21 protein-coding genes and 1 pseudogene are annotated in these 20953 nt (G+C 49.7%); 7 read left to right on the top strand and 15 right to left on the bottom strand.

The annotated features are described in order from the left end of the window. Positions 1–224 precede the first annotated feature (224 nt). The 7 genes from ACTHS4_RS06520 to def all read right to left on the bottom strand — a co-directional run bounded on the left by ACTHS4_RS06520 (position 225) and on the right by def (position 7597). Complete coding sequence (locus tag ACTHS4_RS06520) at positions 225–1499, bottom strand: sigma-54-dependent transcriptional regulator (protein ID WP_070825769.1); 1275 nt, start codon at positions 1497–1499, stop codon at positions 225–227. Then, positions 1486–3612, bottom strand: a complete 2127-nt coding sequence (locus tag ACTHS4_RS06525; RefSeq protein WP_070825768.1) for a sensor histidine kinase — start codon at positions 3610–3612, stop codon at positions 1486–1488. Before ACTHS4_RS06525 ends, ACTHS4_RS06520 begins: the two co-directional genes overlap by 14 nt. A gap of 3 nt (positions 3613–3615) precedes the next feature. Next, entirely contained in the window at positions 3616–4209 is a 594-nt protein-coding gene (locus tag ACTHS4_RS06530; protein WP_440365617.1) for a DUF4390 domain-containing protein, read from the bottom strand. Continuing rightward, positions 4175–5434 carry a 16S rRNA (cytosine(967)-C(5))-methyltransferase RsmB gene (gene rsmB / locus ACTHS4_RS06535; protein ID WP_440365618.1) on the bottom strand — a complete coding sequence of 420 codons (1260 nt, stop codon included), beginning with the start codon at positions 5432–5434 and terminating at the stop codon, positions 4175–4177. The genes ACTHS4_RS06530 and rsmB overlap by 35 nt, the downstream gene beginning before the upstream one ends. A gap of 46 nt (positions 5435–5480) precedes the next feature. Next, positions 5481–5999: an O-acetyl-ADP-ribose deacetylase gene (locus ACTHS4_RS06540; protein WP_440365619.1), complete on the bottom strand. Its 519-nt coding sequence runs from the start codon at positions 5997–5999 to the stop codon at positions 5481–5483. A gap of 33 nt (positions 6000–6032) precedes the next feature. Then, positions 6033–6959: a methionyl-tRNA formyltransferase gene (gene fmt, locus ACTHS4_RS06545; RefSeq protein ID WP_070825764.1), complete on the bottom strand. Its 927-nt coding sequence runs from the start codon at positions 6957–6959 to the stop codon at positions 6033–6035. Positions 6960–7093: 134 nt separating this feature from the next. Continuing rightward, positions 7094–7597: a peptide deformylase gene (gene def, locus ACTHS4_RS06550; RefSeq protein WP_070583279.1), complete on the bottom strand. Its 504-nt coding sequence runs from the start codon at positions 7595–7597 to the stop codon at positions 7094–7096. A gap of 234 nt (positions 7598–7831) precedes the next feature. Here def and ACTHS4_RS06555 point away from each other — a divergent pair, with 234 nt between their 5' ends. After that, on the top strand, positions 7832–9097 hold the full coding sequence (locus ACTHS4_RS06555; RefSeq protein ID WP_070825763.1) for a LysM peptidoglycan-binding domain-containing protein: 1266 nt from the start codon (positions 7832–7834) through the stop codon (positions 9095–9097). A gap of 308 nt (positions 9098–9405) precedes the next feature. Here the strand turns inward: ACTHS4_RS06555 and ACTHS4_RS06560 are convergent, their stop codons facing one another. Both ACTHS4_RS06560 and pyk read right to left on the bottom strand, forming a co-directional pair. Then, on the bottom strand, positions 9406–10821 hold the full coding sequence (locus tag ACTHS4_RS06560; protein ID WP_070825762.1) for an OmpP1/FadL family transporter: 1416 nt from the start codon (positions 10819–10821) through the stop codon (positions 9406–9408). A gap of 176 nt (positions 10822–10997) precedes the next feature. Then, the gene (pyk, locus tag ACTHS4_RS06565) at positions 10998–12470 is read right to left on the bottom strand and encodes a pyruvate kinase (RefSeq protein WP_070825761.1); all 1473 of its coding nucleotides are present in this window, start codon (positions 12468–12470) and stop codon (positions 10998–11000) included. Positions 12471–12683: 213 nt separating this feature from the next. On the opposite strand from pyk, the gene ACTHS4_RS06570 reads away from it, so the two are divergent. Continuing rightward, positions 12684–13187, top strand: coding sequence for a hypothetical protein (locus tag ACTHS4_RS06570; protein ID WP_004520170.1), 504 nt, complete (start codon positions 12684–12686; stop codon positions 13185–13187). Positions 13188–13252: 65 nt separating this feature from the next. Here the strand turns inward: ACTHS4_RS06570 and ACTHS4_RS06575 are convergent, their stop codons facing one another. The 5 genes from ACTHS4_RS06575 to pyrB form a co-directional block, all read right to left on the bottom strand. Continuing rightward, the gene (locus ACTHS4_RS06575) at positions 13253–13378 is read right to left on the bottom strand and encodes a hypothetical protein (RefSeq protein ID WP_003684698.1); all 126 of its coding nucleotides are present in this window, start codon (positions 13376–13378) and stop codon (positions 13253–13255) included. 23 nt (positions 13379–13401) lie between these two features. After that, on the bottom strand, positions 13402–14265 hold the full coding sequence (locus ACTHS4_RS06580; protein WP_039862269.1) for a GNAT family N-acetyltransferase: 864 nt from the start codon (positions 14263–14265) through the stop codon (positions 13402–13404). A 275-nt stretch (positions 14266–14540) separates the two neighbouring features. Beyond that, positions 14541–15206 (bottom strand): hypothetical protein, encoded by a 666-nt coding sequence (locus ACTHS4_RS06585; RefSeq protein WP_440365620.1) that lies wholly within the window; start codon positions 15204–15206, stop codon positions 14541–14543. Positions 15207–15398: 192 nt separating this feature from the next. Beyond that, complete coding sequence (pyrI, locus tag ACTHS4_RS06590) at positions 15399–15857, bottom strand: aspartate carbamoyltransferase regulatory subunit (RefSeq protein WP_070825757.1); 459 nt, start codon at positions 15855–15857, stop codon at positions 15399–15401. Between the two features lie 10 nt (positions 15858–15867). Continuing rightward, positions 15868–16788 (bottom strand): aspartate carbamoyltransferase, encoded by a 921-nt coding sequence (gene pyrB, locus ACTHS4_RS06595; protein ID WP_440365621.1) that lies wholly within the window; start codon positions 16786–16788, stop codon positions 15868–15870. A gap of 241 nt (positions 16789–17029) precedes the next feature. Between pyrB and ACTHS4_RS06600 the strand changes: the two are divergent. Continuing rightward, a pseudogene (locus ACTHS4_RS06600) lies at positions 17030–17575 on the top strand (transposase); the annotation flags it as partial. Positions 17576–17753: 178 nt separating this feature from the next. Here ACTHS4_RS06600 and ACTHS4_RS06605 read toward each other — a convergent pair. Further along, positions 17754–18518: a S24 family peptidase gene (locus ACTHS4_RS06605; protein WP_440365622.1), complete on the bottom strand. Its 765-nt coding sequence runs from the start codon at positions 18516–18518 to the stop codon at positions 17754–17756. A 340-nt stretch (positions 18519–18858) separates the two neighbouring features. On the opposite strand from ACTHS4_RS06605, the gene ACTHS4_RS06610 reads away from it, so the two are divergent. From ACTHS4_RS06610 to ACTHS4_RS06625, 4 genes are all read left to right on the top strand, one after another. Further along, positions 18859–19107 (top strand): helix-turn-helix domain-containing protein, encoded by a 249-nt coding sequence (locus tag ACTHS4_RS06610; protein ID WP_440365623.1) that lies wholly within the window; start codon positions 18859–18861, stop codon positions 19105–19107. A gap of 180 nt (positions 19108–19287) precedes the next feature. Next, entirely contained in the window at positions 19288–19869 is a 582-nt protein-coding gene (locus ACTHS4_RS06615; protein WP_440365624.1) for a J domain-containing protein, read from the top strand. Between the two features lie 111 nt (positions 19870–19980). Further along, a complete protein-coding gene (locus ACTHS4_RS06620) occupies positions 19981–20415 on the top strand; it encodes a hypothetical protein (protein WP_440365625.1) in 435 nt (144 codons plus the stop codon). Continuing rightward, entirely contained in the window at positions 20385–20897 is a 513-nt protein-coding gene (locus ACTHS4_RS06625) for a hypothetical protein (protein ID WP_440365626.1), read from the top strand. The genes ACTHS4_RS06620 and ACTHS4_RS06625 overlap by 31 nt, the downstream gene beginning before the upstream one ends. Positions 20898–20953 lie beyond the last annotated feature (56 nt).

Below are 20953 nucleotides of genomic sequence, written 5' to 3' on the forward strand. Positions count from 1 at the left end.
CCTTTTCGTAATGTTTTTTCAGACGGCCTAAAGTAAATCAAGGCCGTCTGAAAATTTTATTGGTATAAAACTTTTGTCTGCCCAAAAGGCAAAACAACAATGCCGAGCCATATCATTATTTTGATAAAGTTTGAGTTACCCAAGCAAACCGTCAAATGACGATGCCGTCTGAAAAACCTGATGGCTTTCAGACGGCCTCTTTTGTGTTTGAACCGATATTGCGCTTATTCTTCGGATTTGTCGGCGTTACGGCGCGATACACTGATACCGAGTTGTTTGAGTTTGCGGTAAAGGTGCGTACGCTCCAAACCAACCTTTTGCGCCACGCGGCTCATATTTTGGCCTTCTTGGGCGATGTGGTACTCAAAGTAGCGGCGCTCGACTTCTTCCCTCAATTCACGCAAAGGCATATTGAAATTGAAGCCGCCGATGATTTCTGTCGCCGTCGCGTTTTCCTTCTGACCCAAAGCCACAGCAACGGCCTGCTCGTCCACTTCTTTGCCGTCCGATTCCAACATGATGTTTTTCACCGTTTCGGCAAGCTGGTCGTAATTGCCCGGCCAATCGTATTGGCGCAAAACCACCAACGCGCTATCGCTGAATTTTACCGGCTGGATTTTTTGACTTTCGGCCAAATCGGTCATGATGCGGTTGATTAAAAAGACGATATCGTCTGGTTGACTGCGCAAAGAAGGAACATTGATGCACTCTTTCAACAGCTCCGCCAGTCGGCCGGCAACGACGTCATCAGCGCTCTCACCGCGTTTAAAGCCGCATGAAGCAATCACACGGACATTGTAGCGGTCGGCTTTTTCAAGCAAGAAAGCAATGCCGTTTTGGATATTTTTGCTGTAACGAGCAATATCGCCGACATACAAAATGCCGCCTGATGCCTTTTGCAACAGCTCCATCGGCGTATCGACAATGTGTTCGACACGGTCGGTTGCCACCCAAGGCGTACCGCTTTTATGCAGATAGCGGGCGACAATTTCAAACGGCGAGCCCGCCTCACCGGCCAACAACAGCGGGCGGTTGTGTTTGGCGGCCGCTTCAATACTGCCGTTCATTTCTTGAATGACGGAACTGTTGCCCAGTTTGTCCAAAGTCATGCCGGAGGCCGTCTGAACTTCGCCATGTTTCAAGGCGCGTTCTACTGCAGACAAGAGTTTTTGCAGGGCAATCGGTTTTTCCAGAAAATCGAGCGCGCCGATTTTAGTGGCCTCAACCGCGGTGTCAATGCTGGCATGACCGCTCATCATCACCACAGGCATATTGAGTTGGCCGTTTTTCGCCCACTCTTTCAACAAAGTGATGCCGTCGCAATCGGGCATCCAAATGTCCAGCAACACCATGGCCGGACGCGTTTGATAACGCAATTGGCGCGCTTCTTCGGCATTTTCAGCCAAAGTGACGGTATAGCCTTCATCTTGAAGGATTTCGGAGAGCAGGTCGCGGATGCCTACTTCATCATCTACAATCAAAATATCACTGCTTCGCATAAGTTTCTGCCATTTCCGGTAAAGCTATTTTGACACACGCACCGCCGCTGTTCTGATTGCTCAAGCTGATACGGCCGCCATGCTCCTCGATAATTTTTTTCACAACGGGCAAACCCAGCCCCGTTCCTGTCGGTTTGTCGGTAACGTACGGCTCAAAAGCATTGTGCAGCATTTCTTTGCTGAAACTTTTACCATTGTTGCAGACGGTCAGGAAAACCTGTCCGCCTTCGCGCCCTGTTTCGACGTTTACTTGCGGCGCTTCGTCCGACTCTGCCGCTTCTGCGGCATTCTTAAATAGGTTATGCAACACTTGGCGTATCGCCGTCGTATCGGCAACAATCGGCAGGGCTTCCGTGTTGAGCCGTGCATTAAACTTGCACGCGCCGGCCTCATATAATACCAACACTTCCGACACCAAACCGTTTAAATCTTGTTTTTCTAAATTCAGCGACGGCGCACGCGCATAATTGCGGAACGCTTCGACCATTTCTTTCAGCGCGGCAACCTGTTTGACGATGGTATCGGTTGAACGGCTGAGGATTTGGGCGTCTTGTTCATCAAGTTTATCATGCAATTTCCATGCCAATCTCTCGGCGGAAAGCTGGATAGGTGTGAGCGGATTGCGGATTTCGTGCGCCAAACGTTTCGCCACTTCACCCCATGCGGCCTCTTTTTGCGCCCGCATCAAGACGGTAATGTCATCAATCACCATCACCACGCCGTTATCGTTGTCTTCCGGCAGGATGGTGGCCTTACCCAACAAGATTCGGGCATCATCGGGCGCGGCGTATTCGACTTGGACGGGTTTGTCGCTGTCGGCGGTTTCATTGATGGCGGCAAACACATCGGCCAACAGGGTTTGCTGCGGCGATTTGCCGTGCCATTGATGCCAGTTGCTGCCCCACAAAGACACCAGCGAAACGCCCAAAATCTGTTCGGCGGCCTTGTTAAAGGTTTTCAGACGGCCGTCAGCATCCAAAGTAATCACGCCTGTGGTCAAACTTTCCAACACGCATTCCAAATAATGGCGCGCGGCTTCTTCGCGCAAACGGTTGCGCTCGTCTGCCTCTTTAGCAATCGATAATTGCTCAGTCATGTGGTTGAACAATTGGGTCAAACGACCGAACTCGTCATTGCGGAATACCGGCCGGGTCTGGCTGAAGTCACCCTGAGCCACCGCCCGCGCACCCTCTGCCAACGACAACACCGGTGCCACAAAACGGCGGGCAAAATACAAAGCCATAACCAGCGCCAAAAAGATGGCCAACAATGTTGCAACCAACAGCGTGGACAGGAAAAAGGTTTGCAGGCCTTTTTTGGTATAACTCAGCTCGGCGTATTTGGCACGAGCCGCTTCAATCAGCGTCGCATCTTGGGCAACATCTTTCGGAATCGGCTGACGGAAAAACAACGCATAATCCTGATTTTTATGCGTACCGATCAGCATCCAACCCTGAGCATACAGCACGCCGCCGATGTTTTCCAAGCTGCGCACCGAGCCGGTCTGCTCCAGTTGCTCCCATCCTTCTTTGTTAAGCTCAGGTTGATTTAGTTTCAAGGGATTGATGCTTTTCTCGGCTTTATGGGTAGTCGCGTTATAAAGCGCCAGCTGGGCAAAGTCGGCAGTAAGCGCGGATTTTGCCAGCGCTTGCCCTAAGTTGCCGTCCAGCGAAGCGGCGCTGATTAAGTCGATCTGCACCGGCGTGGCGTTGCTGACAGCGTTGTCTACCGCCAAGTTCAGCGCGGATTTGCTCAAGTTTAAGCTGCGCTCTAGAGCCTCATGGGTATCGTTGCCAAACCAAGAATTAATCGTACCGTTAATAAACTGGGCGGAAATACCGAACAAAAACACGCCCGGCAATACGGCAACCAAAGTAAACATCCCCGACAGCCGACGCGCAATCTGCGAACCGAACACGCTTTTGCTGTTGTCGCGCATCAAAAGCACGACATAGCGCACCAACACCGCTGCCAACACCAGCAACAGCAAACCGCACAAGGCGACAATCCACCAGAAATAATCGGACAATACGTTGCTGCTGCCCGTTGCAACAGTCAGACCGTACAACAAAACAACGGCGAATACGGCGGCAATCAGAAGAAAGCGGCGCATGGTTTACTCCTGCACGACCGACAAGGATTTCCAACCGGAATCCAAATGCCAGTTTTTAGAAGTCAGGGCATTGATTTGGAACGGTTTGGGCAGCTTGGCGGTTGTCAGCAGCAGGCGGATTTCAGCCTTCGTGTCTTTGGCGGCCACATCACTCAGCGCGCCCTTGGACAAAACCTTCCAATTTGCGACCGCACCCACTGCGCGCAAGGCAGTTTCAAGCGTGTCGTACTCGGTAGAAAACGTACCGACGGTAACGCGATAGCGGTTGGTCAGCGGATGGAAGGATAATTTATATTGAATCGTGCTGTCGTTGTTGAGCAGCTGGTCGAACTTGAATTTATAAGACGACATAGACGGCGCTGACAGCTGCCAACTCAAATTGAAATGCAGGGGGACGCCCTGTTTAAGTGCTTCTTTAAGCTGGTCGGGCAGGTCGGTGCGGAAACGGCTGCTGACGGAAAGCTGTCCGGCATGGGTCAGCTTTGCCTCGGCACGGGTCGCACTGATGCCCTCGCCTGCCGCATTCAGCGACACGGCAAGCAAGAACGGTACAATCAGCGTTTTACTGCTTTTTAATAAGCGCGTAATAAAAGCCATCTTGATGTTTGTTCGGTAAGAGCACATGCGATTCAATCAACTCGGCATCGGCATGGCGGTTAAGGAATTTTTGCAACTGACCGTCGTTTTCTTCGACAAAGACCGAGCAGGTAGCCAGCAACATCCTGCCGTTTTTCGTCAGGGTCTGCCACAGCGCGTCTAATAATGCTTCCTGTTGGCGTGCGGTTTTGACGGCATCGGTCGGCCGGCGCAGCCATTTGACGTCGGGATTGCGGCGCGCCACGCCCGAAGCGGTACACGGCACATCGGCCAAGACAGCGTCAAAGGCCTTGCCATCATACCACGCTGTCAAGTCCTGCGCATCGGCACAAGTCAAAGAGGCCTTTTGAAAGCCTAAACGGTCAAGATTGCTCTTCACCCTGTTCAGACGGCCCTCGTCTATATCCAAAGCGGTAACATGACAATCTGCCAGTTCCAAGATATGGCCTGTCTTACCGCCCGGCGCCGCACAGGCATCGAGGATGCGTTCGCCGTCTTTCGGATTCAACAAATAGGCAGCACGTTGCGCACCAAAATCCTGCACCGACACCAGGCCGTCTGAAAAACCGGGCAGGCGGCTTACCGGTACGGCTTCTTCCAACATCACGGCGTATTCGTCCAAAGCCCTAGCCGGAATACCTTCCGCAGCCAGTTTTTCCAAATAACTTTCGGCATTGCCGTGTCGGCGGTTGACGCGCAAAGTCATCGGCGGATGCGATTGCAACGCGGTAGTAATGTTGTGCCAATGTTTCGGATAATGGTTTTTCAAGTAAGCCACCCACCACAGCGGCAAATTGTGTTTCGCCACATCGTCTTTTTTGCAGGAAGCCGCGAGCTTGTCGCGTTCACGCAAAAAGCGGCGCAAAATCGCATTGGCAAACGAGCGGAACTGGCCGCGGCCGATTTTGGCAATGCTTTCCACCGCTTCATTGACCACGGCATGAGGCGCATTGCGCGTGTAATGCAGTTGGTACATCGCCGCCAAAAGCAGGCTTTCTAGCTGCGGATTGTCAATCGGCTTCTTCAGCATTTGACCAAGCATGTGCTTCAAACTGCCCAAATAACGTTGGCAACCGTAGGCAATATCCTGCAACGCGCCGTTTTCCTGCGCCGTCAGCTGCGGATGCGCCGCGCGGATTTCCGCCAAGACATCCTGAAGATTGCGCCCTTCGGCAACTGCGGCAACGCTGTCGGCGGCCAATTTTTGGGCGAGGGACATACTCATATTTTTGCTTTCTGATTCATATTTGATTTCAAGTATTCGGAGGATTTCAGACGGCCTGTTCGGCAGCCAGCAATGCCCGATAATATTCGGCATCTGTTTTGGAAAAACAGCAAAAGATGATTTTTTCCACTGCCAGACATTGCGGCAGAGTTTGTTTCAAACTCTCCAAAGCGATACGCGCGGCGGCTTCGGCCGGGAAGCGGTACACACCGGTGCTGATGCACGGAAAGGCGATGCTGTGGAGATCGTGTTTCTGGGCAAGCAGCAAGGAATTGGCGTAGGATTGTGCCAATTTGGCCTCTTCATTTTGGTGTCCGCCAAACCATACCGGCCCGACCGTGTGGATGACAAAACGCGCAGGCAAACGATAGCCTTGGGTTATTTTGGCTTCGCCTGTGCGGCAACCGCCCAAAGTGCGGCACTCGTCCAGCAGCTCTTTGCCTGCGGCGCGGTGTATTGCACCGTCCACGCCGCCACCACCCAACAGCGATGAATTGGCGGCATTGACAATCGCATCGACTGCCAATCGGGTAATATCGCCCTCGACCACTTCAAAAACAGCCATTGTTTTCTTTCCTCTACGTTGGTTTCCAGCCTGTTACAAAACCGTTCCGACTTCAATCGTCCGGCCTGCCGCAAATGCCTGTATGCTCATGCGTTTGCTGCCGGAAGGCTGCAATTCGGTAATATTCAGCGCATTTTCACCGCACGCCACCAGCAAACCGTCTGAAGTGCAGGCCAACACCTCGCCTGCCTTACCCTGTTTGGCCACGACTTCGGCACACCAGATTTTCATCGGTTTGCCTTGATACTCGACCCACGCGGCAGGTACGGGGTTGAAAGCACGGATTTTTCGCTCAATCACAGCCGCGCTTTCATTCCAATCGATACGCGCCTCTTCTTTACTCAATTTTTGAGCATAGGTAACACCTTCTTCAGGCTGTTTGACCGCGTTCAGACGGCCTTCCGCCTGCAGACGCTGTAAGTCGGCAACAATCGCTTCGGCACCCAAACCCATCAGCGCGTCATGCACTTCGTTGGCAGTATCCGTAGGTTGAATGGCGTAGCGGTGTTCGCTGACCACTGCGCCGGTGTCCAAGCCGATGTCCATCTGCATGATGCACACGCCGGTTTCGGCGTCGCCGGCTTCAATCGCACGTTGAATCGGTGCCGCACCGCGCCAACGGGGCAACAGCGATGCGTGGATATTGAGGCAGCCGTGTTTGGGCGTATCCAACACATCCTGCGGCAAAATCAAGCCATACGCGGCCACCACCATCACATCCGCGCCCGTATCTTTGAGCATTTGCAGGGCTTCGGCGTTATTGCGCAACTTTTCCGGCTGCGCCACGGTCAAACCCAATTCCAAGGCAGCCTGTTTGACTGGCGATGCGGTCAACTGCATGCCGCGGCCTTTGGGGCGGTCGGGCTGGGTCAACACCAGCGGAATTTCAAAACCTGCGGCGGCGATGGCTTTCAAGGCGGCGGCGGCAAAATCGGGCGTACCGGCAAAGATGACTTTCATATTGTGTCCTTGTGGAAATGGTTTGAATGGCGCGTTGGGCAAACTATTTCAGCTGAAAAGGCCGTCTGAAAGATTGAAAACCGAAGTCTGCCTTCTGTTTTGTCTTTTCAGACGGCCTTTAAGCGATGCGTAGGTCAGATGGTGTGTTTCTGACGTTTTTTCAGTTTGGTTTTAATTCGGCCTTGTTTCAGCTGCGACAGGTGTTCGACAAACACGATGCCCATCAGGTGGTCCAATTCGTGCTGCACGCAGATTGCCAGCAGGCCGTCTGCTTCCAGTGTGAATTTCTCGCCTTTTTCGTTCAAGGCTTCAACTTTGACGCGCTCGGCACGGGTTACGGTATCGTAAATGCCCGGCACGGACAGGCAGCCTTCTTCATAAGTCGTCTCGCCATCTTTTTCGACAATGACTGGATTGATGAACACGCGCGGCTCGCTGCGGTCTTCGGTCAAATCCATCACGACGATGCGCTCGTGTACGTCGACCTGAGTGGCCGCCAAGCCGATACCGCGTGCTTCGTACATGGTTTCAAACATATCGGCAACCAATTTTTGGATGCGCTCGTCGATTTTTTCAACAGGTTTGGCGACCGTGTGCAAACGCTCGTCAGGGTATTGGAGGATGTTCAGTAAAGCCATAATATTCTCATTTTATAAAACTGATGTGTGATTTTCATACAGATTTGGTTTCCGCCGCCACAATCTCCTGTCATGACAGCAACATTCAATGCTAAAATAACGCCGAAAAATGTTAAGATAGCGCGACGGAGGCCGTTCGTTATCGTATTGATGAATGGGCGGCAGTTTCGCAAACTCCAGCCTTCTCTGTTTATCATCTGAAGACAAACCGAATCGATTTCAAGGGGAACGGTTATGCAACAACGTATTATAACCCTGCTTTGCATAGCAGGCATGGCTATTTCTGCCCACACTCAGGCAGCTTCTTTAAAAATCCGCCCCAATGCGCCGCAACGCTACGTCGTTAAAAACGGCGATACCTTGTGGGGTATTTCCGGCAAATATCTGTACAGCCCGTGGCAATGGAACCGCCTTTGGGGCGCCAACCGCAACGCCATCCGCAATCCGCACCTGATCTATCCGGGTCAGGTGTTGGTTTTACGCTACGTCAACGGCCAGCCGCGCCTGGGTTTTGAACACGCCCAAACCCGTTCAGACGGCATTCCCGTGATCAAACTGCATCCGCGCGTACGCGAAACTTCCGGCTACGGCATTCCGACCGTCAACGTCAATCTCTACCGCATGTTCATGAAACATCCGCAGATTATCGCTCCGGAAGAAACCGCCAACGCGCCGCGCCTGATTGCGGGCCCCGACAACCGCGTCCTCTACACGCAAGGCAACCGCGTGTACGCATACGGCCTGACCGAGCCCGGCCGCTACCTGACCTACCGCGTCAATAAAAACATCACTGATCCGGAAACCGGCAAATTCCTCGGTCAAGAAGTCGTGTTCAGCGGCATCGCCAACACGCTGCCTTACACCGACTCCGCATTGGAACACCGTACCCGCGCTTCTGACGAAAAACTCAAAAGCAACGAGTATTACACCCAAGTCAACAAAGCTATGAAGCTGCGCACCCAATCTGCGCAACCTTTGGTTATCGAAGAAGCGGTTTCCGAAATCCGCAAAGACGACTATCTGCTGAAACTGCCAGAAGGCCTCGACAGCTTCAATGTTATGCCTCACGCCCCTACCCGTCCGATTCAGGCCAAAGTCGTTTCCATCTTCGACGGCGTGGGCGAAGCAGGCCAGTTCCAAACCATTACTTTGGATAAAGGCGAACTCGACGGCTTGGACAAAGGCACTGTGGTCAGCCTCTACAAACGCGGCCGCCAAGTCCGTGTCAATCTGTCCAACAACCTGATTCGCAAGCCGAAAGACAAAGATACGGTTGAATTGGTTTCCATTCCGGCGGAAGAAATCGGCTTGGCAATGGTGTACCGCACATCCGACCATCTGGCCTCAGCCATTATTTTGGAAAGCCTGAACAGCGTTTCCATCGGCGATACCGCCTCCGAACCCGGCCGCGATTTGGACAATATGGCTGATGAAAAAACCATGGATAAACCGGCTGAAGACGAACAGGAAAGAGAAATCGAACTGGAAGTCCGCAGCTGATTGGGCTTTCTTAGCAGCCATCCGGCAAACAAAGGCCGTCTGAAAACCTGTTTTTCAGACGGCCTTTTGATTTCCGCCCATAAATAAATTTGGTAACGCGTTGTTTAAAGCGCAAACAATATTTCATGTCTTCAGCTATTTATTGGCTATCCCCTTTTCCATTTGTCTTTCTGCTCTGCCATTCAAATCAGAAATATGAAAAGCCCAATACGCCATTTATTGCCTGTTGATTGTTCCATCTGTTCCTTCCAATCAAAAAGGCCGTCTGAAATCTTCAGACGGCCTTTTTATCTACAACTCAAATCCGATTATTTGAATTTGTAAGTGTATTGCAAGCCCAAGATATCCGCTTTGTTTTTAAAACGGGCAGAGGATGTACCACGGCTGTCCACGTCGTTGCCGCTGGCTTTGCCGGTGCGGTAAACCGTGTCATTGATGTGGATATGGCTGTACGCCGCATCGATAACATGGTTTTTACCCAGTTGATATTTAGCGCCGACGGAGAACCAGATACGGTTGCCGTCAGGCAGGCTGTTCATGCGGTCTTCGGCGCTTTTAACCGGTGATTTGTCGAAAGCGATACCGGCACGCAGTTGCAATGGTTCGGTAACTTGGTAAGAGCCGCCGAATGCGACTTTATAAGTGTTGCGCCAGTTAGGTGTAATGACAGTACGGTCGGATTGGCCGTTGACAACTTTTTTGGTGTTTTCAAACACCAGCTCCGCTTTGTTGAAGCGGCTGTGGCGCGTCCAAGTCACATCGCCGAACAAATTGGTTTTGTCGGTAGCACGGTACATACCGTGAACAGACAAAGACTCAGGCGTTACGATTTTTACGCTGGCTTTTTCGTTCGGCACATAACCGCGTGCAGCCATTGCACCCAAATCCCAAGCGCGTTTTGCATATGCGCCGTCCGCTTCCCAATCGGCAGTGCCTTTCAGCGTATGCGATACTTTGGAACGATAGTTCACACCCACGCGCGCGCGCTCGTTGATGTCCCACATCCACGCCAGTTGATAACCGAAGCCCCAATCGTGGCCTTTTACATCGGCATGACCGTCAGCTTTGCCGGTCGCATCGACAGCAACTGGACGCCCTGCTTGACGGGAAGCCAAGCCGCTGGCCAATTGGCTGATGGCGCCGGAAGCGTCCCAGTCGGAGTATTTGCGCAATTCGGCTTTGGAATATTGGGCAATCAAACCGGCACCGACGGCGTGTTGCTCATTCAGTTTCCATGCGACTACTGGCTCGATGGCTATGGTGGTCAAACCCAGTTTGTTGATGTTGTGGCGCAAGACGGAATCTTTTTCGTATTCGGTTGCAGAGCCAAAAGGAACGTACACGCCCAAACCCAAAGTTACATCGTCGCTGGCTTTGTACGCGCCATAGATGTGCGGAGCAATGGTGGTTTCGGTAATTTTGCCACTGGTCGAGCCGCTGACATCGGCACCCGTGCGGAAGTGTTTTGCAGATTCCGCCTCATAGTGAATGCTTGGGAAAACGATATTGGCGTTGACAGAAATTTGGCTGCTGTCGATTTTGCTCAAACCGGCCGGATTGTAGAAAATGGTTGAGGCATCGGCGGCTTCGGCGGCGGCGGCGTTGGCCGTGCCTTGTGCGTTAACGGATTGTGTGCCGAAGTGGTAGCCGGAAGCTTGGACGGCGGTAGATAACAGTGCTGCGCTTAAAATAAATGCTGTTTTTTTCAGATTGAAATGAATCATTTTGGTTTACCGTGAAAGTAGCGGACAAAGAAAAAGGCCGTCTGAAACGTCCTTTATTGATTTAGTATAGGCACTCAATTCTATACTACATCATTATTTTTGCCTAATCTTTTCTTTTTTTACACAAAAAAAGCAGGCTAAAACAGCCTGCTTTTCCAATCATCGGATCACTGCAATTATTTGACCTGCAACACTTCCAGCGTATTGGTCGAACCGGATTCGCGCATTTGCGAACCGCTGGTGATGATGTATTGGTCGCCGCTTTGGAGGATTTTGTGTTCTACCAGCATGGCTTCCACTTCGTTCAGCGCGGTATCGTGATCGGTACTGGTTGCCAAAATCAACGGACGTACACCGCGGTACATCGCCATGCGGCGTTGCGCTGAAACACTCGGCGTCAGGGCAAAAATCGGCAGGGTGATGTTGTGGCGGCTGACTTCGAAGGCGGTCGAACCGCTTTCAGTCAGGGCAACGATGGCTTTGGCGTGAACTGCTCGCGCTACGCTGACCGCACCGCCTGCAATCGCCAAGTTGGTGCTGACGGCTTCGGGATACTCGACCTGTTCGGCAACACCGTTGAGCGAATCTTGTTCTTTTTCCGCAGCCGCACAAATAATCGCCATTTGGCTGACAGTTTCAAACGGATACGCGCCGACGGCGGTTTCGGCGGAACACATCACCGCATCGGTACCGTCCAATACCGCGTTGGCCACGTCACTGACTTCCGCGCGGGTCGGTACGGGGTTGGTAATCATGGATTCCATCATTTGAGTTGCGGTAATGCTGAAGCGGCGCAACTCACGGGCGCGGCGGATCATGCGTTTTTGCAGTGCGGGTACGGCGGCATGGCCGACTTCCACTGCCAAGTCGCCGCGGGCAACCATAATACCGTCGCTGGCGAGGATGATTTCGTCCAGATTTTCAATGGCTTCTACGCGCTCGATTTTGGAAACCAAACCGGGGCGTACGGCTGTACTGCCTTTCATTTCTTCTTCGACTTTGGCGCGTGCAATGTGCAAATCTTCGGCGGATTTTACAAAGCTGATGGCGAGGTAGTCACAACCAATAGCAATCGCGGTTTTCAGGTCGCGGAAGTCTTTCTCGGTCAATGCACCGGCAGACAGGCCGCCGCCGCGTTTATTGATACCTTTGTTACTTTTCAGCACATGGCTGTTTTCTACCCTTGTAATAATCTTACTTCCTTCAACCGCTTCAACGGTCAACGTCAACAGGCCGTCGTCCAGCCACAAAACATCGTCGGCAGCGACGTCATTCGGCAAATCACGGTAGTCCAAACCCACCGCTTCACGTGTGCCTTCGCCTTCAAGTGTGGCATCCAAAATCAAGGTTTCACCCTTATTCAGCTCGATGCTGCCGCCTGCAATTTTGCCCACACGGATTTTAGGCCCTTGCAAGTCGGCAAGAATAGCGATTTCCTGACCCGCACGTTTCGCGGCTTCGCGTACGATACGGGCATTTTCTTCATGAAACTCCGGCGTACCGTGGCTGAAATTGAAACGGACGACATTAAGGCCGCCGACACGGATCATGTCTTCCAACAATTGTACATTGTTGCTGCCCGGACCCAATGTGGCGACAATTTTGGTATTGTGGCTGATACGGGTTAAATCACGTTGCAATTGGCTCATATAAACGTCCTTTCCTGTTGATTCCACGTTTGATAATGAAGAAGATTGTACTCTTAATGCAATAATGTTGGCGTAAAATTACATAATTTTCTGACTTAAACTAAATTTATTTTTGCATTAACCTACTTTTCTATCGGATACAATACACTCTCACGTCGTCATTTTTGATTTTCAGACGGCCTCCCTCATACTAATAGAATACTCAACTGATCCATGAAACGTTTTTTGACTCCGCTACCCATCGGCATCGTTTTGGCCGACCTGATATACGGTTTCGTCCTGAATGTAATGCAAGGCTTAAACTTGCAACAAACTGCATCCAACCAGTCCGGCACGCTTTCCGTTACGCCCGACATCGCCTTCAACAGCCTGCAAATCGTCGCCAACGGCGGCATGGTCTGCATCATCGGCTTCGGTTTGATTGTTTTGTTCCAACTCAACCGCGCCGTATTGCGCCGACAAATCCTGCCCATCGGCATTTTCCGAACTCTCGGCCTGTTGGCTGTTTTGGCATTCAGCATTTCGTCTTTGTGGGAATGGTTGCATGCCGCTTTGTCGCTGCTTTCCGGGCACAACGTTTTAAACTTCAGCAACCCGCGTTATCTGGTTACCGCAGTCTGCATGCCCATCATCGCTTTCTTGTGCATCTTGCGCCTGTACAATTGGTATCGCCTGCATCGGACTGTTGCCACCGACGATACCTCCGCTACCCTCTAATCAAGCTGCAGAAAGGCCGTCTGAAACAGAAAAACCTATTTCAGACGGCCTTGTCATTGTATATCTCAACGTTGATGGCTGGTTTCTACACCGGCCTTAATCTCACCATACATTTGCGAGCTGCCTCCGCTGCCTGATGCGCAGGCCGCCAAGCTCAGTGTCAAAACAGCCGCGGTCAAAATCTTCAACATTGATTTCTCTCTTTCCACAAAAATTATTTCGGGTCGCAACGGAAATGGTACGCACAAATTTCAAATCCGTTTTTGAAGTAGAGACGATGCGCCCCTGCACGGTCATGGTTCACATGGACATTCAGATGGATTTTGGTCGCGCCCGTTTCCGCACCGATTTTGCGTACTTCTTCCAACAAGCGTGAAGCATAGCCTTTTTGGCGGCATTGAGGCATGGTTACGATGTCGTCAATATGGATATGGTAACCGCTGGCCAAATTGTACGCAGCATGGAAACCGCATACGGCTACGGCATTTTGTTTGCCTTCTTCAAAAATGCCCAGCAGGCGGTAGCCGGTTTTGCGCTGATGCTCGTTGATTTGTTCGACAAAACGGTGAATATCGGTCAAAGAAGAACGCAAAATGCTTAATGCCGCAAAAGCGGTCGCAGTTTCTTCCGGCGGAATTTCACGCAATACGCCGACCACAGGCGCGGCAGCTTGGGGCTCAGGCTGCGCATTGGCCGCTTCGGCACGCTCGGCAGCATGTTTTTCTTCAATCGCCTGCGCCAACAAAACGCGTTCGACCGGCACTTCGCCCTGTTGTTTGCTCTCTTGCTCTTTGAGCAAGGCTTTGCAGTCAATCACGCGCAAATCATTATCCGCTGCAAAGTCCATCAAGAAACGGAACATTTGCGGATTGTCTTCTTCCAGTTTTTTATCGACTGCCACACAACGGACATTGTCCACCAAAATCGGGCGCACCCAATTCGAATAGGAAAGGCGGTTGTCTTTAGTAAAGGAAGACAAAATACCGCACAGGCGCTCCGCCCAGTCGCTTGGTCGGAAAATCTTGCCTTTGCTGGTCGTACCATGGATCACAACTTCATAAGGATTACACACTAACATAAGCAGCTTCCTAAGAGTAAATGGCTGAAGGAATATTTCGCCAGTGCCAACATCAGAAAAAGTTCCGATACATAGCAACAGATTATTGAAAAAATATCAGTAAGGTTTTGAAATACGACAATGATGAGACGGCTTGCCGATCCTGACAATCCGTTTCGAATTCTTTGATTATTATACCCGATACGCCTCTTTTTCTTCAAAAATCATTTGAAAAATAACAACAGGCCGTCTGAAAACAAGTATTTCGGTTTCAGACGGCCTGCATATTTTAAATATCAATACAACAATTTCTTGCGGGGCTTTTGCTCGCCACTGGATTTAATTTCTGACAAATTGAAATTCAGTATGCTCAAATCCAAAATGCTTTCAGAAGTGCATTGATCGCCAAAGGCATTTTCATAAGTGGCCTTCAGTTTCAACACGCCGCCAAATGTCTGATCCGGCAATTCGGCAGCCAGCGCAAACATGCTTGCAAACACGCCGCCATACAATTCGCCCGATGCCAGCATATCTACACCGCCGGAAAACATTTCCAACTGCATAACTGCATCGGCAACCAGCTTGCTCGGCAAGTGATCAGGCAAAGGCTCTGCCTTAAAACGCACATTCTTCGCCAAGCCCTTACCGCTATTGCGGACAACCAAAACCAATAAATCTGTTTGACCGTCAGAACGCTGCAACGTCGCATGCAAAACAGGATGAATGCTTTCTTTTTGAATCAGCTGCTCACGGTGCAACATCTTGCTTTTTGCTTTGGATCGCGCAGAGACGACAGCCCAGATCAACCAAACCAATGCAACGGCAGAAATGGCAGTGACCAAAAGGGGAAGGTTGGTCAAATAGGCTTGCTGATTAAACCAAACTTGTGCTGCCAAAAATCCGGCAAAGAAAATCAAGACGTATAAAATTGGGGCAAACCGGCTTTGTATGGATGAGTGCATAAGTTTTCCTACATTTCGTGTCGTGTTATAAAAAATAATGCCTTTTGAGCAAATGATGTCATCAACCCGGAAGGCATTATTTTAACGTAATTTTAACGCAATTTGCTTAATATCTTGCTTTTTATGAAACTGATGTATCAAGCAGACAACTCAAACCGCACAGCTGTGTTTTCAGACGGCCTGAGATTTTTATCAGGCTTCAGCAACCGAATCACGCGAGAAGGTTTTCTCGCAATAATGACATTTCAAACGCGTCTGCCCATGATGTGAGCGGACATAAAAACGGCTGATGACCGGCTCTCCATGACTGGCACAATTGGTATTCGGGCAGCGGAATACTTCCGAAATCTCGTCCGGCAATGACAAATGCTGTTTGTCGATCACTTTAAACTGATCAATTTTGTTTACCACTGCTTCAGGGGCAAATAAAGCCAAACGGTTGGCCGCATTGGCATCCAACCATACGCCGCTGACTTTGATAATGTCTTTGCTTCCCTGCGTTTTGCTGGGCAAATTAAAGCCGACCGTAACCGCACTACCATAATGCAGCAACTTAAACTGCCTTAAAATGGCCAAGCCTTTACCGGCAGGAATATGGTCAATGACCGTACCTTGTTCAATCGCTTCCACGCTGAGTTTTGAGTTTTCCATCTTTCGCTCCTTAAACTTCTTCGTTCAATACCAAAGACAAAATCGCCATCCGTGCATACACGCCGTTGGTTGCCTGTTCAAAATAATAGGCATGAGGTGTTTTATCCACATTCGGATGAATTTCATCTACCCTCGGTAAAGGATGCAAGACGCGCAAATTGGGTTTAGCGTTTGCTAACATCGGCGCATCAAGATTGAATTTACCCTGAATTTTGGCAAATTCCTGCTCATCAAAACGTTCGCGCTGAACGCGGGTCATGTACAAAATATCCGCCCATTCGACCGCTTCTTCCAAACTGGACAAAACTTGGTAAGGGCAACCGGCCTCCTCCAGCTCTTCAGTGATATAGTCCGGCATCGCCAAGCTGGGAGGGGATACAAATGCAAACTCACAACCCCAACGCTTCAATGCCTGACACAATGAGTGTACCGTACGGCCATATTTCAAATCACCGGCCATAGCAATTTTCAAATTGCTCAAACTACCTTGTGTTTCATAAATCGTTACCAAATCTAAAAGCGTCTGGCTCGGATGTTGATTGGTACCATCGCCGGCATTAATCACAGGTACGCTCGAAAACTCGGCCGCCACACGGGCCGCACCGTCTTTCGGGTGTCGCTGAATAATCGCATCCGTATAGCTGGAAATAATCCTCGCAGTATCCGCAAGCGTTTCACCCTTTTTCGCACTGGTATTCGCGCCATCGGAAAAACCGATAACTTTCCCACCCAAACGCTGTACCGCCGTTTCAAAAGACAAACGCGTACGGGTGGACGGTTCAAAAAAGCACGAACCAATCAACTTGCCTTCAAGCAAATCTTCACGAGGCTGCTTTTTCAACTTCAAGGCCGTCTGAAGCAGCAATTCGAGCTGCTCCGTCGTCAAATCTGAAATTGAAATAATATGTTGCCGATAAAGCGGATTAGGCATAACCATTCCTTCCCATAAAAAAACCCGCAAAGCGGGCGTTTCAAGCAAACCGATTCCATCGTTGTCCGGCATGATTCCCACCGGACAGTCTCAACCATGTTTCTACCACACCCATGAAATCTTCCGCATTATCGCATATTTAACAGACGGCCGCTTCCTTCAAGTTTTCAGACGGCCCGAGACCTTTGCAAAATTCCCCAAAATCCCCTAAATTCCCACCAAGACATTTAGGGGATTTTCCATGAGCACCTTCTTTCAACAAACCGCGCAAGCCATGATCGCCAAGCACATCGACCGTTTCCCACTATTGAAGTTGGATCAGGTGATTGATTGGCAGCCGATCGAACAGTACCTGAATCGTCAAAGAACCCGTTACCTCCGAGACCACCGCGGCCGTCCCGCCTATCCCCTGTTATCCATGTTCAAAGCCGTTCTGCTCGGACAATGGCACAGCCTCTCCGATCCCGAGCTCGAACACAGCCTCATTACCCGCATCGACTTCAACCTGTTTTGCCGTTTCGACGAACTGAGCATCCCCGATTACAGCACCTTATGCCGCTACCGCAACTGGCTGGCGCAAGACGACACCCTGTCCGAATTATTGGAACTGATTAACCGCCAACTGACCGAAAAAAACCTAAAAGTAGAGAAAGCATCCGCCGCCGTCATTGACGCCACCATTATTCAGACCGCCGGCAGCAAACAGCGTCAGGCCATAGAAGTCGATGAAGAAGGACAAGTCAGCGGCCAAAACACACCGAGTAAGGACAAAGATGCCCGTTGGACTGTGGGGTGGTGTTAGTTTTGTCATAGATATATAACGAGAAAAAAAGGCAGAAATTATTGAAAACATGAAGATATTTAAAAAATTGGGGAAAATTTTAGAATTGCGAAAAAAGCGCGAAAGCTGACAGTTTATTGTCAGTTTCGCGCTTTTTTTGTCATGGGAATTATCGGGAATCTGTTTATTTTGATATGCCGCAGCTCCAGAGGTATTTGCCGAGGATTTGGAAGTCGGCGGAGGTGGAGGCGGACAGGGTTAGTTGGGTTGTCGGGTAGATGGATTTATTTGGGTTGTCGCTGATGATGTTGAGTGTATCGGCGGTCAGGCGTTGCAGGCGTTTGACTCGGAGTTCGTCTTGTTGTCGAAACAGGTAGATTCCTTCCCGGGTGTAGCGCGTGGCGGTTTGCCATAGGACGGTGCCTTGGTCGATTAGGGTTAGGAACATGCTGTCCCCGTCGATACGGGTACAGAAGCAGTCTGCGGGGGAGAGCTGCAGGTGTTTGAAGAAGGCGGTTCGGAACCACATGGCTTCGGGGTCGGTATCCCACGGTATTGCACCGCTGCCTGCGCTTGCGAAGACTTCTTTGTAATAGCGGACGGGTACGATGTCGCGCGTATCCTGACGTACCGCCCAGTCTGCGTAATCTATATTTTCGATATGCGCTACATCGGGTTGAGTGTTGCGGACTTCAAGCGGTGTGTCTGTTTCCGCGCCATCTATCAAATGGAGCAAGCCTTTTTGTTCCAATTCATCAATAACGTAAGGAGGAAGAGGGTAGATTCTTTTAACACCTTTCTTCCCACCTTGTGAAGGTGCTTCTTCATATTCCCAATGTTCTCTTTCTGCCCTGTATTGAATGGCGCGTGTTGTATTCGGCAGGCTTATTAGATTCAACTGGGTAATCAAATTCTGAATTTCAGAGATGCTGAATTTTGGCTCTTTCATTTCCATGCTCCAATCAAAAACATAGAAAAATCTTAGAAATTATTTTCATGTTTAAAACAATCGCTTGTTAAAACAAAGTAGAAAAGCATGGAAATTTAGTTGCGACATAATTTCCAAGTTATATAATTTTAAAAACAGCGAAACGGCAACTTTAAAACAGTATAACCGATTTTGCAGTGTTCTTTAACAATTTGGAAATAGCCAAAAAAATGACGGGTATTCGACCCGTCAGGAAGGAGACTGTTTAACAGGTCGTCTGAAACGGTTCGGACGACCGATTAAACGGTTTTAATTTGATTTCGTGGGTAAACACCCACGCTACATATATTAAGGAGTATTTATGCACCCAGAACTAATACGGGCGGAAATTAAGATGAAGGGGCTGACGCTTGCCGATGTGGCTGCGATGGCAGGCATAGGCGAAAGCACAGTGCGTCAGGCTTTGAGAAAGCCATCGACTGCCGGCGAGATGGCGATAGCGGAAGTATTGGGCAAGCCGTTGTATGAGTTGTGGCCTGAACGGTGGACAAAAAACGGGCGGCGCATCCGACCCCGTTACGCTTATTTATATAAAGAGGCAGCAGCATGAAAACGCATTACTCAATTTCCGAGTTATTGGAAATGAACTTGGAAAAATTTCCTAAAACGAATAGAGCAATCTTATATAAGGCCGTCTGAATAGGACTTTCAGACGGCCTTTATACCGTTTGTTTCTTTTTTATGCCGTTTGTTTTAGAATACATTATTTAAAATAAATATGGAGAATTAGATGGAAAACTATTACAAACTTCTTGGTATTATGTCATCTGCAACGGAAGAAGAGATTAAACGGGCTTTGAGGCGTACTGCGGAGCGACAGAAACTTGAATTGGATGAGATAAGATGGTGTCGCGAGTATTTGCTGAATCCGGCGACAAAGGCGGAATACGATAAAATCCTCCATGCCGAAAACCCCGATCTTGCCAAAGAAGAAAGCGAAAAAGCGAAAGAAAGAGAAAAGCTCAGACAGAAAAATAAAAAAAGCGGAGGGTCTGATTTCTTGAAATTGATTGGCACCGGGATTCTGGTTTCCATCCCGATGCTTTGGTTTACATTCAAAAACAGCGGTACGTCATCCAGGCCGAGCGTATATCAGGCGCAATCAGCCTGCGAAAGCGCGGTAACGGGTATTTTAAAATCGCCTTCTTCGGCTGATTTCGGAGGGTGGCAACGACGTGAAAATGCCGATGGGACGTTTGAAATAAGCGGATATGTCGATTCGCAAAACAGTTTCGGAGCTATGTTGCGTGCGCAATTTAGCTGCTCCGTCGATGCAAGCGGAAATCAGGCGAAAATTACTTATTTCCGCTGAAAAACAAAATAGAAACAAGCAAGTGAGTGCAACTATGCCAAGCCCCGATTTTCGGGGCTTTTGTTTTAATGGGGTTTTAAACCATTGAAGTAAAAAGAAAGGCCGTCTGAAATGTTTGATACGCAACGTGTGCCGGTAAAGGTTTACCGCTGGGATGACGAGGGTGCGCCGCAGGTTAAATCGGCGGCAGGCAGCATTAAAACGATTTTAAAAGCCTGCCTGGTTACTGGTTATGGCGAGGGCAATAAGCGCAAGGACGGGTTGGGCTGGGAAATGGCGTTTGAAAAGGCGCAAGAAGCCTGTTTCCGCAGTACGCACCCGAAGGCGACAAAGTGGTGGCTGGGGGTAGATGACTCAAAATATGGAGACCGTGCAAGATACGTTGATTTATGCGGTCTTTTGGAACCAACATCGGCAAAGGCGGGGAAAGTCAAACAAAAGGTTAAAAACGACAGTGGATTTTACAATTTCATCTACAAAAAAACAACGATAGCCGGGATAAGATCCAATGGGTTGTGGTCGGCAATGAGCGCGCATTTACTTTAATTATTTTATGGCAGGATTATTGCTCGTTTTTTATTTTTGGCAATTTCTCCAGTCTTGCCGTGGCTGATGACGCGAATACCCTGCTTGGATATGTATCCGATGTAGATGAAAATTTTGTTTATGGCACAGGCAGTGAAGTTGTTATTTTTGCGGTGCCGATGCGTGATTATAAGGGAGATATAGCTTCTACTCTTAAATTTATCAGCAAAGGATACGGTGATTATGGTAGCTATCCTAATCCGATTACAGGTGGTTTTATAGCGGATGATATTTATCTGCAAGAACCAATTGGGGGTGGCAGATATGCGCTTCGCGGATTGTTTCCCGGTTTTATGAAAATTGGCGAATCCATGCCCTCGTTTGACGTTATTCCGATGGGAATGGTTTACGACAATTTAGACGATAGCGAGGACAGATTTATGTATATCAATACAATTGGCGGGGGCACTTTTTTGGTAAATCTCACAGCCTGGGAGCTGTAAGCCATGCCGAATTATGTTTTCCGCAGCCGTCTTGCCATTAAGCGCGGCAAGTTGCG

The sequence above is a fragment of the Neisseria sp. P0014.S009 genome (assembly GCF_051958155.1).
Classification (GTDB): Bacteria; Pseudomonadota; Gammaproteobacteria; order Burkholderiales; family Neisseriaceae; genus Neisseria; species Neisseria flavescens_C.

Bases quoted from the DNA above. Each gene is read 5' to 3' on its own strand.
- ACTHS4_RS06540 (WP_440365619.1), bottom strand. From the start codon at position 5,999: ATGGCTGTTTTTGAAGTGGTCGAGGGCGATATTACCCGATTGGCAGTC.
- pyk (WP_070825761.1), bottom strand. From the start codon at position 12,470: ATGAGCCAATTGCAACGTGATTTAACCCGTATCAGCCACAATACCAAA.
- pyrI (WP_070825757.1), bottom strand. From the start codon at position 15,857: ATGGAAAACTCAAAACTCAGCGTGGAAGCGATTGAACAAGGTACGGTC.
- def (WP_070583279.1), bottom strand. From the start codon at position 7,597: ATGGCTTTACTGAACATCCTCCAATACCCTGACGAGCGTTTGCACACG.
- ACTHS4_RS06575 (WP_003684698.1), bottom strand. From the start codon at position 13,378: ATGTTGAAGATTTTGACCGCGGCTGTTTTGACACTGAGCTTGGCGGCC.
- pyrB (WP_440365621.1), bottom strand. From the start codon at position 16,788: ATGCCTAATCCGCTTTATCGGCAACATATTATTTCAATTTCAGATTTG.
- rsmB (WP_440365618.1), bottom strand. From the start codon at position 5,434: ATGAGTATGTCCCTCGCCCAAAAATTGGCCGCCGACAGCGTTGCCGCA.
- ACTHS4_RS06525 (WP_070825768.1), bottom strand. From the start codon at position 3,612: ATGCGCCGCTTTCTTCTGATTGCCGCCGTATTCGCCGTTGTTTTGTTG.
- ACTHS4_RS06555 (WP_070825763.1), top strand. From the start codon at position 7,832: ATGCAACAACGTATTATAACCCTGCTTTGCATAGCAGGCATGGCTATT.
- ACTHS4_RS06560 (WP_070825762.1), bottom strand. From the start codon at position 10,821: ATGATTCATTTCAATCTGAAAAAAACAGCATTTATTTTAAGCGCAGCA.
- ACTHS4_RS06570 (WP_004520170.1), top strand. From the start codon at position 12,684: ATGAAACGTTTTTTGACTCCGCTACCCATCGGCATCGTTTTGGCCGAC.
- ACTHS4_RS06530 (WP_440365617.1), bottom strand. From the start codon at position 4,209: ATGGCTTTTATTACGCGCTTATTAAAAAGCAGTAAAACGCTGATTGTA.
- ACTHS4_RS06520 (WP_070825769.1), bottom strand. From the start codon at position 1,499: ATGCGAAGCAGTGATATTTTGATTGTAGATGATGAAGTAGGCATCCGC.
- ACTHS4_RS06610 (WP_440365623.1), top strand. From the start codon at position 18,859: ATGCACCCAGAACTAATACGGGCGGAAATTAAGATGAAGGGGCTGACG.
- ACTHS4_RS06615 (WP_440365624.1), top strand. From the start codon at position 19,288: ATGGAAAACTATTACAAACTTCTTGGTATTATGTCATCTGCAACGGAA.
- ACTHS4_RS06620 (WP_440365625.1), top strand. From the start codon at position 19,981: ATGTTTGATACGCAACGTGTGCCGGTAAAGGTTTACCGCTGGGATGAC.
- ACTHS4_RS06605 (WP_440365622.1), bottom strand. From the start codon at position 18,518: ATGAAAGAGCCAAAATTCAGCATCTCTGAAATTCAGAATTTGATTACC.
- ACTHS4_RS06585 (WP_440365620.1), bottom strand. From the start codon at position 15,206: ATGCACTCATCCATACAAAGCCGGTTTGCCCCAATTTTATACGTCTTG.
- fmt (WP_070825764.1), bottom strand. From the start codon at position 6,959: ATGAAAGTCATCTTTGCCGGTACGCCCGATTTTGCCGCCGCCGCCTTG.
- ACTHS4_RS06580 (WP_039862269.1), bottom strand. From the start codon at position 14,265: ATGTTAGTGTGTAATCCTTATGAAGTTGTGATCCATGGTACGACCAGC.